15 protein-coding genes are annotated in these 14,743 nt (G+C 43.4%); 7 read left to right on the top strand and 8 right to left on the bottom strand.

Annotation, left to right across the window (positions count from 1 at the left end; genetic code table 11):
* Positions 1-202 precede the first annotated feature (202 nt).
* Entirely contained in the window at positions 203-781 is a 579-nt protein-coding gene (gene def, locus ACOCD9_RS06260) for a peptide deformylase (RefSeq protein WP_419546780.1), read from the bottom strand.
* A gap of 84 nt (positions 782-865) precedes the next feature.
* On the opposite strand from def, the gene dnaA reads away from it, so the two are divergent.
* Positions 866-2,200: a chromosomal replication initiator protein DnaA gene (dnaA, locus tag ACOCD9_RS06255; RefSeq protein WP_287700752.1), complete on the top strand. Its 1,335-nt coding sequence runs from the start codon at positions 866-868 to the stop codon at positions 2,198-2,200.
* A gap of 133 nt (positions 2,201-2,333) precedes the next feature.
* On the opposite strand, the gene ACOCD9_RS06250 is transcribed toward dnaA, so the two are convergent.
* Positions 2,334-3,284, bottom strand: a complete 951-nt coding sequence (locus ACOCD9_RS06250; protein WP_287700754.1) for a heme o synthase — start codon at positions 3,282-3,284, stop codon at positions 2,334-2,336.
* A gap of 13 nt (positions 3,285-3,297) precedes the next feature.
* Positions 3,298-4,218 carry a COX15/CtaA family protein gene (locus ACOCD9_RS06245; protein WP_287700756.1) on the bottom strand — a complete coding sequence of 307 codons (921 nt, stop codon included), beginning with the start codon at positions 4,216-4,218 and terminating at the stop codon, positions 3,298-3,300.
* 314 nt (positions 4,219-4,532) lie between these two features.
* On the opposite strand from ACOCD9_RS06245, the gene ACOCD9_RS06240 reads away from it, so the two are divergent.
* From ACOCD9_RS06240 to ACOCD9_RS06230, 3 genes are all read left to right on the top strand, one after another.
* Positions 4,533-5,498, top strand: a complete 966-nt coding sequence (locus ACOCD9_RS06240; RefSeq protein WP_110543284.1) for a cytochrome c oxidase subunit II — start codon at positions 4,533-4,535, stop codon at positions 5,496-5,498.
* A 29-nt stretch (positions 5,499-5,527) separates the two neighbouring features.
* Positions 5,528-7,204 carry a cytochrome c oxidase subunit I gene (gene ctaD, locus ACOCD9_RS06235; protein ID WP_104397273.1) on the top strand — a complete coding sequence of 559 codons (1,677 nt, stop codon included), beginning with the start codon at positions 5,528-5,530 and terminating at the stop codon, positions 7,202-7,204.
* A gap of 115 nt (positions 7,205-7,319) precedes the next feature.
* Positions 7,320-7,943, top strand: a complete 624-nt coding sequence (locus ACOCD9_RS06230) for a cytochrome c oxidase subunit 3 (RefSeq protein WP_002738397.1) — start codon at positions 7,320-7,322, stop codon at positions 7,941-7,943.
* Between the two features lie 142 nt (positions 7,944-8,085).
* On the opposite strand, the gene ACOCD9_RS06225 is transcribed toward ACOCD9_RS06230, so the two are convergent.
* Positions 8,086-8,448: an acyl carrier protein gene (locus ACOCD9_RS06225; protein WP_149976611.1), complete on the bottom strand. Its 363-nt coding sequence runs from the start codon at positions 8,446-8,448 to the stop codon at positions 8,086-8,088.
* Positions 8,426-10,225, bottom strand: a complete 1,800-nt coding sequence (locus tag ACOCD9_RS06220; RefSeq protein WP_004163873.1) for an acyl-CoA dehydrogenase family protein — start codon at positions 10,223-10,225, stop codon at positions 8,426-8,428. The genes ACOCD9_RS06225 and ACOCD9_RS06220 overlap by 23 nt, the downstream gene beginning before the upstream one ends.
* Before the next feature lie 424 nt (positions 10,226-10,649).
* Here ACOCD9_RS06220 and ACOCD9_RS06215 point away from each other — a divergent pair, with 424 nt between their 5' ends.
* Entirely contained in the window at positions 10,650-11,795 is a 1,146-nt protein-coding gene (locus tag ACOCD9_RS06215; protein ID WP_419546778.1) for a DUF262 domain-containing protein, read from the top strand.
* Positions 11,776-12,432: an MAE_28990/MAE_18760 family HEPN-like nuclease gene (locus ACOCD9_RS06210; protein ID WP_419546777.1), complete on the top strand. Its 657-nt coding sequence runs from the start codon at positions 11,776-11,778 to the stop codon at positions 12,430-12,432. Before ACOCD9_RS06215 ends, ACOCD9_RS06210 begins: the two co-directional genes overlap by 20 nt.
* A 426-nt stretch (positions 12,433-12,858) precedes the next feature.
* On the opposite strand, the gene ACOCD9_RS06205 is transcribed toward ACOCD9_RS06210, so the two are convergent.
* Both ACOCD9_RS06205 and ACOCD9_RS06200 read right to left on the bottom strand, forming a co-directional pair.
* Entirely contained in the window at positions 12,859-13,107 is a 249-nt protein-coding gene (locus tag ACOCD9_RS06205) for a DUF29 family protein (RefSeq protein WP_287700779.1), read from the bottom strand.
* Positions 13,047-13,289 (bottom strand): DUF29 family protein, encoded by a 243-nt coding sequence (locus ACOCD9_RS06200; protein ID WP_419546775.1) that lies wholly within the window; start codon positions 13,287-13,289, stop codon positions 13,047-13,049. Before ACOCD9_RS06200 ends, ACOCD9_RS06205 begins: the two co-directional genes overlap by 61 nt.
* A 389-nt stretch (positions 13,290-13,678) precedes the next feature.
* On the opposite strand from ACOCD9_RS06200, the gene ACOCD9_RS06195 reads away from it, so the two are divergent.
* Positions 13,679-14,551 carry an FkbM family methyltransferase gene (locus ACOCD9_RS06195; RefSeq protein ID WP_287700767.1) on the top strand — a complete coding sequence of 291 codons (873 nt, stop codon included), beginning with the start codon at positions 13,679-13,681 and terminating at the stop codon, positions 14,549-14,551.
* On the opposite strand, the gene ACOCD9_RS06190 is transcribed toward ACOCD9_RS06195, so the two are convergent.
* Positions 14,537-14,671 carry a hypothetical protein gene (locus tag ACOCD9_RS06190; protein WP_272948742.1) on the bottom strand — a complete coding sequence of 45 codons (135 nt, stop codon included), beginning with the start codon at positions 14,669-14,671 and terminating at the stop codon, positions 14,537-14,539. The two genes, ACOCD9_RS06195 and ACOCD9_RS06190, sit on opposite strands and share 15 nt — an antisense overlap.
* Positions 14,672-14,743 lie beyond the last annotated feature (72 nt).

Genomic DNA, 14,743 nt, shown 5'->3' with positions numbered 1-14,743 from the left:
CTCCCTGCTCCCTGGTCCCTGCTCCCCGCTCCCCTGCAATTTTAACAAGTAATAAGGAATATTACCAATTGTTAACTGAGTCTTGAAAGCCCTGTGCTACAAAGGTTTGAAATGTTAAGAAAGATGTGACTAATGGACAGCTCACGCCGAAGTCTCGCCGAACTTCCGAAGTCTCACGGCCGAAGCCGGCCCCCTGCCTTCGTTAACGCTTATATTCAGCAATATTACTGATTTTTTGGTATTCTTCCTCCGAGTATAAATCCGCCGAAGAAGCAAGGCGATCGAGAAAGAGGATTCCTTCCAGATGATCGTATTCGTGTTGAAAGATGCGGGCGACAAAATCGCTGAAAACTTGACGAATTTCGCGACCATTGCGATCATAATAGGCCACCTCAATCCACTGATGACGGGGGACAAAACCGCGCCAATTGGGGACACTGAGGCAACCTTCCCAACCCTTGACCATTTCCTCGCTCACCTGCAAAATGCGCGGATTAATCATGGCAGTGGCTGGCATGATCGGAGCGTCGGGATAACGAGGATTGGGGTGAGAAGCAACGATAAACAGACGCAGAGACCGAGCAACTTGGGGGGCGGCGATTCCCACCCCGTGGGCAGCTTGTACGGTGGTAATCAGGGAATCGATCAAATTTTGACAGTCAGCATCGAGAAAATTATCGATCGCTGCTGCTTTTTGCTGTAGAATTGGGTTTCCTAATTGGGTGATTGTTAAAACTTGTGTCATCTGTATAAGGATTAATTGTTTACCTCTGAAAATCATTTTATCTTGAGCGGCAAAATCTCGCTAAACTGATAAGGTTTCCTTGCAGCAGCACTAGAGCAACTTTGTTAATCAAAATTAACCGTGGATAGCAGCGCCCAACAACTTTGGCATAATCTCCTAGAGCGTCTAAAATTACTATTAACCCGTCCCGCTTTCGAGACTTGGTTTCAAACGGCGACGGTTAAAGAATGGCAAAACGATCGCTTAGTAATTCAAGCTGCCAATCCTTTTATTCTTAACCATCTTCAGAAAAATTATCTGTCAACAATTGCTGAAGTAGTGGAGGATATCGTCGGTTATCCCGTCGAGATTCAACTAACGGCACAACAGGGGGATTTGATCGCTATTTTCCAGCCTCACACTAGCTTAGAATTAGAATTATCTCCCGGTAATCAACTTAACCCTAAATATAATTTTTCCCGTTTTGTTGTCGGGCCAACTAATCGCATGGCCCACGCGGCCGCTTTAGCGGTGGCGGAATTACCCGGACGCGAATTTAACCCGCTTTTTCTCTGTGGTGGGGTGGGGTTAGGTAAAACCCATTTAATGCAAGCGATCGGTCATTATCGTCTGGAATTATATCCCCAATCCAGGGTTTTTTATGTATCCACGGAACAATTTACGAATGATTTAATCACCGCTATCCGTCAAGATAGTATGGAAAGTTTTCGTAATCATTATCGTCATGCCGATATATTATTAGTGGATGATCTGCAATTTATTGAAGGAAAAGAATACACTCAAGAAGAATTTTTTCATACCTTTAATACCCTGCACGAAGCTGGAAAACAGGTGGTTTTAGCCTCCGATCGCCTGCCCAAACAGATTCCCAGTTTACAGGATCGTTTAATTTCTCGCTTTTCTATGGGATTAGTCGCCGATATCCAAGCACCAGATATCGAAACTCGTATGGCAATTTTACAAAAAAAGGCCGAGTACGAAAATCTGCGTCTCCCACGAGAAGTTATTGAATATATTGCCGTTAATTATACTTCTAATATTCGCGAATTAGAGGGGGCATTAATCCGGGCTACCACTTATATTTCTATCTCCGGATTGCCGATGACGGTAGAAAATATCGCGCCAGTTTTAAATCCACCAATGGCCAAAATTGCCACTTCTCCTGAGATTATTATGGCGGTAGTAGCGGAAAAGTTTCAACTCTCGATCGCCGATCTAAAAGGAAATTCCCGCCGACGAGAAATTAGTTTTGCCCGACAGATTGGGATGTATTTAATGCGTCAACACACGGATTTAAGCTTACCGCGCATTGGCGAAGAATTTGGCGGCAAAGATCACACCACCGTTATTTATAGCTGTGATAAAATCAACCTTTCCCAGCATCAAGATCGACAATTACAAGAAATCTTAGCCCAACTAATCGAGCGAATTAACTCCCTCAGTCGCAATCAGTAGTCGGGGCGAATTATGAATGATGAATTGGGGAGATGGGGTTTTTCAGTAAACAGTAATCAGTGAACTGAAAACTCACATCTGATAACTGATAACTGATAACTGATAACTGATAACTGATAACTGATAACTGAGATTAACTACAGGAGAATAAACTGGCAATTGTAGCGAGGAGACGAGAGGTCATGGGTAAACTATCGATCACCATAGCTGTACATAATAACATCATGTAAAGAATGGAATATTTAAACAGCGATCGAGCCATGTCCCGATCGAAAGGATTCTGTTTTAATCGCCAAGCTTTTTTCAGGAAAACAAACCCTAAAATTAAAGCCGCTACACCATAAACCACACCACAGGCAGCCAAGGGATAAATCAGGAGGAAAGTGAAAGGAACGACGATTAAAGTATAGAGCCAAATCTGATCGCTAGTGGCTTCTTCCCCTTTAACTACGGGCATCATCGGGATATCCACTTCGGCATAATCATCCTTGATCATTAAAGCTAAAGCCCAAAAATGGGGAGGAGTCCAGAGGAAAATAATGGCGAATAAAATCCAGGGAATCCAACCGAGATCGCCCGTTACTGCCGCCCAACCGACGAGAGGAGGAATCGAGCCAGCCGCGCCACCGATAACAATATTTTGGATACTATGACGCTTGAGCAGATGGGTATAAATCAGCATATAAAATGCGATGCCGGTCATTGCTAAAAATCCGCTCAAAGTATTGACAAAAAAGACAAAAAGTGCTAGGGAAAGAGAGGCTAAAACGAGGGCAAAAATGAGGGCGTGGAGGGGTTGCACGCGACCGGAGGGGATCGGACGGGCGCGAGTACGAAGCATGGTGTGATCGATGTCGCGATCATAGATGCAGTTTAAGGTTTGAGCGGCGGCGGCGGCGAGAGTGCCACCGAGGAGGGTAAGAAAGAGTAAGAGAGGGGAAACCTGACCTTTAGAGGCGATTTCCATAGAAGCGGCTGTAGTAATCAGCAGTAGAGGAATAATTCGCGGTTTGGTGAGTTGATAATAACTTTTAGCGACTTGTAAAAAATTATCGTGGTGGCGAAGGGCTTGAGTTCCAGTCATCGTGATTAAATCCTTAGAGATGGCTTATAGGTGCGAAAGAACGATCGCGAAGGGCAAAAGTGGTAAAAGCGACGAGGGTTGCCACCAATAGCGCACCGATGCTGTGGTGGGTAATGGTTAAGGGTTCCACCTGGAGATGCAGTTTCAGGGTGGCAACGCCCAAAAATACCTGTAGGGCGACTAATCCCCCGGCGCTAAAAGCTAGTTTTTTGAGGAGAGGATGGATAGCGGCAGCTCGCCAAGCGAAGAAAACTAGGGTTAACACCGAGATAGTGGCGGGAAAAACCCCGATAATGTGGCTATTCATCACCGTGCAGAGTTGGGAAACCGTTAAACACTGATGGGCAGCCCAACGGGAACCGACGAGACCGCCGAGGAGACATTGCAGATAAACTAGACCGGTGGCGACCATTCCCATCCAAGTTAGTTTCCCGACCGTACCTGTGCCACGGTAGGGAGTCAGACCGATAGCAATGACGATTAGGGTGGCAAAAAAGAGCAAAGCTGTGGCTAAATGGGCGGTTACGATGTCAAATCGCAGTAATTGGGTGACGGTTAATCCTCCCAGGACTCCTTGCAGGAGAATTAAAGCCAAGGCAGCGATCGCAGATGGCAACAGCCAAGGGGGAAGATGGCGACGATACCACCAAGACAGACCGACGAGAGCGATCGTACTAAACCCGATCAAAGAGGCATCGAGACGATGAAACCACTCCAGAAATACCTGTAGATTCATCTGCTGACTGGGAATCCATTGACCGTAACAGAGGGGCCAATCGGGACAAGCTAAACCGGCGTTCATAACTCTGGTGGCAGCGCCCACCACCATGAGGGCGAAAGTAGCGATCGCAATTTTCCAGACTAAGCGGCGCATCCACACCTGAATATTGCCGGTTTCTCTTAGGGGTGTCGGGTTAAAAACAGATTCGGTCATCGGTTTGCCTGTTCTCAAGGAGTCTGTCATCAAAGATCCTGGCTTGGTTTGCCAGTTAGTTATCACTGTGAATGAGTTTTTTTACGACAGGTAAAACCTTTTAGATATTCTTTAGATTTCTGGCCATTTCCGTTACATTTGTTTACATAAACTCAGAATAAGATATAAAAATTAGTTATTTAAAATACTTTCCCTGAAAACGATCCCAAAGAAAAGATAAAATTCTCAGAAGATGCTGGTTAAATTTCCCATCTATAGGGGAATCATGTTTTAGCCTTGAATAAGTAGCCACTATTGAAAATATTGAAAAGACCGTGAAAATTCCCAGCAGTATCCTGACGCTCGTACTCGGGATCACCTTAACCTTAATTAGTCTCTGGTACGGCCAAAATCATGGCTTAATGCCTGTGGCCGCTTCCGAAGATGCTCAGGAGATAGATAATATCTTTAATCTGATGATGACCATCGCCACGGGACTATTTTTAATAGTTGAAGGCGTGATTATCTATATAGTGATTCGCTTTCGCCGTAAACCGGGGGATCAAACCGACGGGCCGGCAGTGGAGGGCAATGTCCCCCTAGAAATCTTCTGGACAGCCATCCCGACGGTAATCGTTTTTATCCTTGCCGTCTATAGCTTCGAGATTTATAACAATATCGGCGGTCTCGATCCCTTGATTTCCAAGGGTGGCAAAGGAGAAATCGCCCACCACGGTCATCACCACGGCACGATGATGGCCATGGGCGGCGATCGCAGAGTAGCCCTAGGTATCGGCAATTCCTACGATGGTGAAGGAGTTCCCCCCCTAGTGGTCAATGTTAAAGGTATTCAATACGCTTGGATCTTCACCTATCCCGAAACCGGCATTGTTTCCGGAGAACTGCACGCTCCCGTCAATCGCCCCGTGCAACTGAATATGGAAGCGGGAGATGTGATCCATGCTTTCTGGGTTCCCCAATTGCGTCTAAAACAGGACGTTATCCCCGGACAGGAAACGGTGTTATCGTTCACATCCAACCAAATTGGTCAATATCCGATCATTTGTGCGGAACTTTGCGGGGCCTATCACGGCGGCATGAAATCTAGCTTTGTAGTTCACTCCCAAGGGGATTACGACCAATGGGTGCAGGATAACACGATCGCCGAAGTTGACAGCGATCGAACTGTAGCCATGACCACTAAAGATCGCTCTGATAGTCAATATTTGACCCCCTACACCGAAGAAATGGGCATAAACGGTGAAATCCTCGCCCAAGTTGCCCATCAGCAGCAAATGTAATTTTTCTTGTCATCTAAAATCTTGGCCTTATGACAGCATCAACGGAAATAACCACCCCAGCAACCGTTCCCGAGGTGATCCATCACCGCAAGTGGACCGATTACTTTACTTTCTGCACCGATCATAAAGTCATCGGTATTCAATACCTGGTGACTGCCTTTCTTTTCTTCTTTATTGGCGGTGCTTTCGCGGAAGTGCTGCGGACAGAATTAGCCACTCCCGACCCCGATTTCGTCTCCCCAGAACTATATAACCAATTCATGACCATGCACGGAACGATCATGATCTTTCTTTGGATCGTTCCGGTTGGGGCAGGTTTTGCCAATTATCTCATTCCCCTGATGATTGGGGCGGAAGATATGGCTTTTCCTCGTCTTAACGCCGTGGCTTTCTGGCTTAATCCCCCCGGCGGGCTGCTATTATTATCCAGTTTCTTTGTCGGCGCACCCCAGTCCGGTTGGACTTCCTACCCACCTTTAAGCTTAATTAGCGGCAAATGGGGGGAAGAATTGTGGATTTTGAGCCTTTTATTGATCGGGACTTCTTCGATTTTAGGCTCGATTAATTTCATCACCACGATCCTGAAAATGCGGATTCCTGAGATGGATTTGTACAGTATGCCGCTATTTTGTTGGGCAATGCTGGCCACCTCGACTCTGGTACTGCTTTCCACCCCCGTTCTCGCTTCTGCTCTCGTTCTCTTGTCCTTTGATTTAATCGCTGGCACGAGCTTTTTTAACCCTGCCGGCGGCGGCGATCCGGTGGTTTATCAGCATATGTTCTGGTTTTACTCCCATCCTGCCGTTTATATCATGATTTTGCCCTTTTTCGGCACTATATCGGAGATATTACCAGTTCATGCGCGTAAACCGATTTTTGGTTATCGAGCGATCGCCTATTCCAGTCTCACCATCTGTTTCTTGGGTTTAATCGTTTGGGCCCACCATATGTTCACCAGCGGCACCCCCGGCTGGTTACGGATGTTTTTCATGGCGGCAACCATGTTAATCGCCGTTCCCACGGGCATTAAAATCTTTAGTTGGTGTGCCACTCTTTGGGGGGGTAAACTGAGTCTCAATACGTCTTTATTATTTGGGATCGGTTTCCTGTCTTCCTTCCTCATCGGTGGTTTGACCGGGATTATGTTGGCTTCTGTTCCCTTCGATATCCACGTCCACGATACCTATTTTGTCGTCGGTCACTTCCATTATGTACTATTTGGTGGTACGGCAATGGCCCTGTTTTCTGCCGTTTACCATTGGTTCCCGAAAATGACCGGACGGATGTATAACGAGACTCTCGGTCGTATTCACTTTGTTCTCAGTTTTATCGGTTTGAATTTAACTTTCATGCCGATGCACGAATTGGGATTATTGGGTATGAACCGTCGTATTGCTCTGTATGATGTGCAGTTTCAGGATTTAAATGTTCTTAGTACCGCAGGAGCTTATATTCTCGGTATATCGAGTATTCCCTTCGCTATTAATATGGTCTGGAGTGCCTTTAAAGGTCAACCCGCCGGCCGTAATCCTTGGCGCGCTTTAACCCTAGAATGGCAAACCTCCTCTCCCCCAATTATCGAGAATTTCGAGGAAATGCCGATTCTTTGGTCCGGCCCCTACGATTACGGTATTGATATGGAAGAATCGGAAGCAGAGGAATCAGTACAAGATATCCTCGCTGAAGTGGGCGCCGAATCGCAATAATCAGTTATCAGTTATCAGTTATCAGTTCACTGATTGCTGTTTACCGAAAAAAAGCTTCCCACTTCCCACTGAAAAAAAGCTCCCCGTCTCCCGTGTAAACTAAGGACATTCAATCATGCAAGGTTCAACGCTCGAAGATTCTCAACTCTCTGTCAATTATCATCAGGAAACGGTGGAACACGGACATCATGGCCACCCAGATCATCGCTTATTCGGTGTGGTTTTGTTTCTAGTGGCGGAAAGTTCCATCTTTTTAGGCTTATTTGCCGCTTTCTTGTTCTACCGTACCATGTTACCCGTTTGGCCCCCCGCCGGCACGCCAGAATTAGAGTTAACCCTACCGACAATTAACACGATTATTCTGGTGTCCAGTAGTTTTGTTATGCACATAGGACAAAAGGCGATTAAACAAAACAATAATGCCGGTTTACAATTGTGGTTCGGTATTACTGCCCTGATGGGAATTATCTTCCTTTGTGGTCAAGGATACGAATATTATCACGCTGAATTCGGTCTGACAACTAATGTTTTCACCAGCGCTTTTTATGCCTTAACCGGATTCCACGGTCTCCACGTTACCTTCGGTTTAGTGCTGATTCTATCTGTCCTCTGGCGTTCTCGTCAAAAAGACCACTATTCTAGTCAATCTCACTTTGGTGTGGAAGCGGCAGAATTATACTGGCATTTCGTCGATGTGGTCTGGATTATCCTGTTTTTACTGGTGTATATCTTGAGATAATTTTTGTTATTTGGTAGGAGAAAAGGGCGATCGCTTGATCGCCCTTTTTTCTGTATTTCAATTTACAGCAGTTATCCTATAGGTTATACTTCATTTTTATGAGAAATGCCGTAACTGGTAACTGATCACTGATAACTGATAATTAACGACGACCGAATAAACTCCAACCTTTGCCACCACTAACGGCCGGTTCAGCTTTTTCAGCGACGGGAGCAACTTCTGCGGGGTTTTCCTCACCGGAAAGATTAGAAAGATCGTAGTTTTCTACTAGGAAAAGAGACGCTTTTTCAATAGTAGAATGATCCCAGAAAAGGGTGGAAGGTAACTCTTGACCGACCCAATCTTCTAGATCACCCACCATCGTTACCGCATCGATAGAATCTAAACCATAACGGGTTAAAGGTTCAGTCACATTAATCGTTTTTGCATCCAAAGATAACTGATCGGCTAACTGTTTAACTAACCAATTTTGTACGAGATTATTAAGATTGGAGTTGGAGTTCATGGGTTTTTTCCTCGGTAGTTTGTGAAGGGGCTAATTGAAAAGGCACGATCGAAAAATGTTGATTTTCTCGATATAATTTCAGCAATTCTTGGGCAACATTTTCTACATACACCTCAGATAGAGTGTAAGGTAGCGGCCGGAGAGTTCGCAGTAATCGGTGTAAACTCAACACCAACCATTCCCCCCGGGCAAAAAATTCACCCAAGATGGAACGATTATAAAGCCAAGTGTGTAAACAAGCAGAAGCGGCGTGTAAAGTACAGTATTTCTTGGCAATCTCGAACAATTCGGGTGATTGGTCGTGACCATACTCGAATTTCGATTGACTAATCTGTTCATCGTGAGCATTTAGTTCCTCTAAAACTAAATTACCCAACATCAACAGATTTTCTAATACTTCCGGGTCCACCTCCTGAGAATCTTTCAATCCTTCCAGCATATCAAGGGCAATCTCTAAACCCTGTAGGGAATCATCGATTCCCCGGCCAAATAATTCTAAATTATTGGGTTCAAAGGGAGGAACTGACTTTTCTAGGCTAAAAATCGTCTCTAAACGGCTTTTTAACGCCGACATGGTGCGCGAGTTGCGTTTAGCCCGATATTTAGTTAAAGGACGCAATTGTAGGATTAAAGCATGAAGATTGACGATCGAACTGCCGTCAAACATACTGATAATCGAATTATCCCGCAGTAGCTTCTGGAAGATGCCGAATTCGTGTTCTTCTCGCATATAAAAACGCGACCCCAAGACCACATAAACACTATTAACCATCTCCTCCAGACGGACGGTGACAAAATATTTTACCACCGAAGCCCAGACGCTAAACTGTTCGGGGATAATATGAAAACCTCTCGCGGCCGGAATCGTCTCGCAATCACAAATAAGGATGTCAAGGAAAGCATCCACGAGAGTGCGCCGGGGTTGGGGCAAATCCATCACAGTTTTGTTATAGATTACCCGATTAACGGCAAAACCGAGGGTAGTTCTTAAAGCGGTATCGGCTGCCCCGTGGGAAAAAGCAGCGCACAACATTCGGGTAATCTGGAAACCTTTCAGGGCTAATTCTAAACCGTCTCCCTCCTCGCGTAAACGCATGGAATCGGGGACGAAACAATCTTTAAAACCAATACCACTCATATCCGAGGCGCGCACGCCATGGGTGTATATTTTCGGCAAATTATAGTATTTTTCGGGGTCTAATTGCCGTTTATCTACCATAAATAGGGTTAAACACTTTGGCCCGCCGTTAGCATCGGTTTTCGCCAAAATAAAGGAAACTCCAGAGATAGTCGCCCGGTTAATCGGCCATTTCTCGCCATTGAGAATATAACCTCCTTCCACCTTCGTCGCGGTCAGATCACCATTGATCAGATCGCTGCCGTGTTCCTTTTCCGAGTAACCCAGACACATCGCCCCATAGTCATCCATGATAAAACGGGCGAGCTTCTGTTTCTGTTCTGGGGTTCCCGCCATCCAGTTTAAAAACGACCAGAATAGGGTAGTAAAAGCGATGCCGATAGTTTGATCCCGTCGGGAAAGTACCCGCACAAAAGCGACAAATTCCTCAAAAGAGGTAAATTCACCGCCGCAATCCGTGGGAATGTAGTAGTGTTGGAGTTTCCAGTCGTATAACCAGCGAATTTCCTCGTGGGGAAATTCTTCGCTCTCGTCAATTTCGATCACCCGCTTGTAGGATAGAGGGTTATCGGGATTGAGAGGATCGCCTAAGTCTTTTTCCAGTGCTTCAGCAGTCCAGTATTGCTTAAGCTTTTTCATAGTGCCTCTAGGACAGATACAATGTGCTTTTCGTCAATGCCTTCGGTTAGAAGACCCGACCATTCACAAAAATTAATGACCATTCTAGACTTTTGGCCGTACAATGGCAACAATTCTTAATTTCCCCTTTACCTTAAATGTGCTAGAAACCCCCTGGGTGGGGTGCTAGACTACCCTCTGCGGTAATTATGCCCAAATTGAGGTGATTAAACCGCCTTAGTTAAGGGGATGTGAGACCGATGGGGATTGGGATAGTAGGATGGAGGAGGCTGCTAGACCGCAGGAAGGGGTATGATTAATAGTTATGCGGCTCGTTCCCTGTTCATACTTTTTCCTTGAATGTAATATTCAACTGGCAGATTACGATTAGAATGTTTAAGGTACAAGTTTTGCTTGCCATAGGGTTTAGAAGTCTAGGAAGAATATGATGATGGAATCAATAGATGAACGGATAGATGCCAAAATTGGTGAGGTTCGTACTGAATCTATCGATCTCAGCTTTGGAGAAATCATCAGTTTATATTCTCAAAATGAACTCATTATTCAACCGGAATATCAAAGGTTATTCCGATGGTCTAATCAACAAAAGTCTCGTTTAATAGAATCCATACTTCTTGAGTTGCCAATACCACAGATATTTACTATTGAGAACTCAGATGGGGTTTTGGAGTTAATTGATGGCTTACAACGCCTTAGCTCTGTGATTCAATTCATTGATGCCAATGTACTGAATTTCACTGATATAGATGGAGAAAAGCTGAAATCTCTAAAGTTAGAAGGTTGTGATCAGATTTCAGAACTTAATAATCTGACTTTTGAAGATTTATCATTGAGACTCAAGCTTAGGATTAAAAGATCCTCTGTAAGGACAGTAATTATTAAAAGGCAAAGTAATTCTTTTCTGCGTTATGAAATGTTCAAGAGGTTAAATACTGGGGGATCAATTCTAGCTCCACAGGAAATTCGCAACTGTTCTTCTAGGATGTTTGGTGAGCCAGGTATAAAGTTCTATAGGTTTCTCCAAGAAAGATCCTCCTATTCAAACTTTAAGACTTGCATAGATACATTGTCTCAATCAGAAAAAGAACAAAAGGGAGACGAAGAGCTTGTCTTAAGATTTTTTGCCGCAAAAAATGCTCAAGATCTCTTCCGGGGGAGTGTGAGAGATTGGTTAGACACATACATGGAAAATATATTATTTGAAGAAATACAATTTGATTATTCTACTGAAACACAAGACTTTAATAGATTATTTGATTACTTGAGCCAAATTCTCGGCAGTGGTGCTTTTGTTCGATATCGCGATCAATCACCAATTGGTGCTTTAGCTCCAGCTTATTTTGAAGCTGTTACAATTGGCGTGTTTAGGATACTAGAAATATTAGAGAATCTGGATAATTCTTCTGTTAGGGATGAAATAATCAAAATTGTTCAGTCAAACAGCTTTAAGGATAATATTGGACCTGGAGCTAACTCCAGAACTAAGCTTTCTAATAGAATTGGATGTATTCAAGAAGGTTTAAATCAACTCAGCTTCTGGAGTAATTTTAATGAGCAACTGGGCGAATGAGATCGAGGCTGATCTCAACTGGAGAGAAGGAGAACTGGCTGCAATTAAAATTCAAATATTAAAGACTAAGAGGGTTGAGCATCCTGTAAGGTATGAAGCTCTCTTGAGAGCTATTACTACTTTGCTATATGCTCACTATGAAGGTTTTTGTAGATTTGCATGGGATTTATACCTCGATACAATTCAAAGGCAAAATATTAAACGCAATCAATGCCGTGAGGAGGTTATAAAGCTATCGCTAAGGAAGCGCTTTAAAGAACTTGGAGGTGATTTGTCAGCAGATGGAGTTTGGAGCTTTTTTTCCAACGAATTGCCAGCTTTAATTAATGAGAATATTGAATTCAATATTCGCTTAGAAGCAGATAGCAATTTAAAGCCTATGCTGCTTAAAAAGAACTCTACAGATGCTGGTTTATCATGCTCAATGGTGGATCAACATGAGCTTTTACTTAAGACATTAGTAAGCAGGAGAAATAATATAGCTCATGGGCAGAAAGAAATAATTCATGATCTGACTGAGTATAACAAGTATGAAAATGCGGCTTTGGAAGCTATGTATGAGCTAGGACTATCTGTAATTGATTGCTTAGATAATCAGAAGTATTTGAAACCATCAAATCCGCCTAGCTCATCATGAAATCTACGCATTTTAATCGCTGTAGGGTGCGTTCCCTAATGTGGCTCCTACTGCTGCACCGATAGTGATTAAACCGCTGACTCATATCATTTTTCAAAAGTGATGACAGACTTAGTTGATTATTCCAAAGTGCAATTCCTCTCTGAGAGCGGAATTGCACTTTCAGATGTTAATCACGACTATTGAAAATTGGTATCAATTTCTTTTTCAACCAGATTTTGGAATACCAGCTATTATACTAAATCCGTTGAGTATAGGCTACATATCAGGAGAGGCACTCATGCAAGAGGCACTCATGCAAAACTGAGAATAAATAATCAGTTTTTAATAACCGGATTTAGTATTAGTTGTTGAGCAACTGAAGTAAGGTGGGCATTGCCCACCCTATTGTTGTATGGATGTAAGTTGGATTGCAAGCTCCAGTTTTTAACCAGGGAACCAATCTTCATCAAGAATTTTCTCAATTGTCCAAGGACAGTCAACTGGTAAAGTTAATCCACTTTTGCGGCTCGCTTTTCCCAGAGCTTTTTGATAACAATAAACAAACCGTTCTAAGGCATGATTGTAGATTACCTTAGAGCGAAACAGCAAGCTCAATTCCAATCTGAAATTATCTATCTCGTCTGTCCAGTGGGGTAGGTAGTAAGGATGATTCCAGTAGGCGTAAAGTAGCAGGTGACTGAGGAGTTGAATAAGAAAAGAAAGCTTTCTGCTTTGTATTTGCGTTCATCCACCATTTCCTCTAATTCCTCGGCTAAAGTTTGCCAATCTAAAGTATTGCGATCAGGCGATCGCATCTTTTCTATCTGGTCTTGCAGCCAAGCTACATAGTCTTTTTCATATAGGGTTTCAGCCATTAATTTTACCTCTATACTAATCTTTTTTTATCCTATCAAAATATACATCTCATTGTATAGCTCAAGCACCAAGAAAATGCTCGTTATTGAAATATTACATCCCATCATTCAGTCAATAGACCTCTGGTAAAAATCAAAAATTGTTGTTAGGGTTAGTGCGATGCCGAAGGCACTGCGTAGCAGTACGCCATCGCTGTAGGGTGCGTTCCCTGATGTGGCTCCTACCGCTGCACCGATAGTGATTAAACCGCAAAGTGCGGTATTGGGTTTTATTGAGGGGGTGTTAGACCGATGGGGGTGGGATATTAGGACAGAGGGGGTGGCTCGACCGCAGAGAGCGCTATAATTAATATTTAGATGCCTCCATGGCTAACTTGAAGTGAGAGTATATGTTTAAAGAAACTACTTATTTGCATAAGTTCAGTTATTTTCTTGGATTGGTTCGAGAGATTGGTGACTGGAATTTCCTATACCGCTATGTAATACGAGGATTTTATAAAATAACCAAGCTCAACCAGAAAATGGTTCTATTTAATAATGTAGAAATGACTCTGCCCTATGATAGTCGATTCGGAACGGAAATTTTCCTCAAGGGAAGCAAGTTAGATTGGGGATCTGAAATTATCCTTCATCGGTTCTTAGATATTAATAAAGACTTTATTGATGTTGGGGCTAATATTGGTTATTATAGTTTACTGGCTGCTCCTTCATCTAATCAGGTTTATGCCTTTGAACCCGATCCGAGAATGGTTGAACACTTAAAGAGAAATCTTTCCCAGTTTCAAAATTGTCATATTCTAGAAGAAGCACTTTTTTCCGAGCCTGGCACTATGGATCTTAATTTGAACTCAATGCCTGAACTAAATTCGCTGGTTAGGTATAGTCCCCAAGAGAACAAGGTGACAGTCAAGGTAAATACTTTAGACAAATTGATGTCTGATTATCCGTTACTAAGTGTTTCCTGTATCAAAACAGATGCTGAAGGAGCAGACTTCGATATACTAATGGGTGGCAAAAATCTTCTCATTCGAGATCAGCCTTTGGTCTTGTCGGAAATTTATCCGACAAACAAGCTCCTTGAATTCCTTAAATCTATTGAATTTACCTGTTTTGCTTTCGTCAAATCTAAGGATGAGAATGGAGATAATTTCCAACCAAAATTCATCAAGATTGAAACAAAACCGATCAACTCTCGCATTAAAATGATTTTCTTAGTTCCTCCTAGGCTCTTGTCAAGGTTTGAAGAGCTAAAAGATGTCTAACACTTCGCCACCGCGGACGAAACAGAGCTTATTTCTAGGATAGCGATCATCATAGCTATAGGGTGCGTTCCTTGATGTGGCTCCTACTGCCGGACCGATAGATTTTGGGGAACGCACCATGCTCATTAAACATCTCCAAAAATTATAACCTGATCACAGCCTGCTTTGGGTCTATATACTAACTAAATAGTT

The organism is Microcystis sp. (assembly GCF_048564745.1).
GTDB classification, from domain to species: Bacteria; Cyanobacteriota; Cyanobacteriia; order Cyanobacteriales; family Microcystaceae; genus Microcystis; species Microcystis ichthyoblabe_A.
Note: the sequence above shows the minus strand (reverse complement) of the source record. Positions and strands in the feature narration are given on the sequence as shown.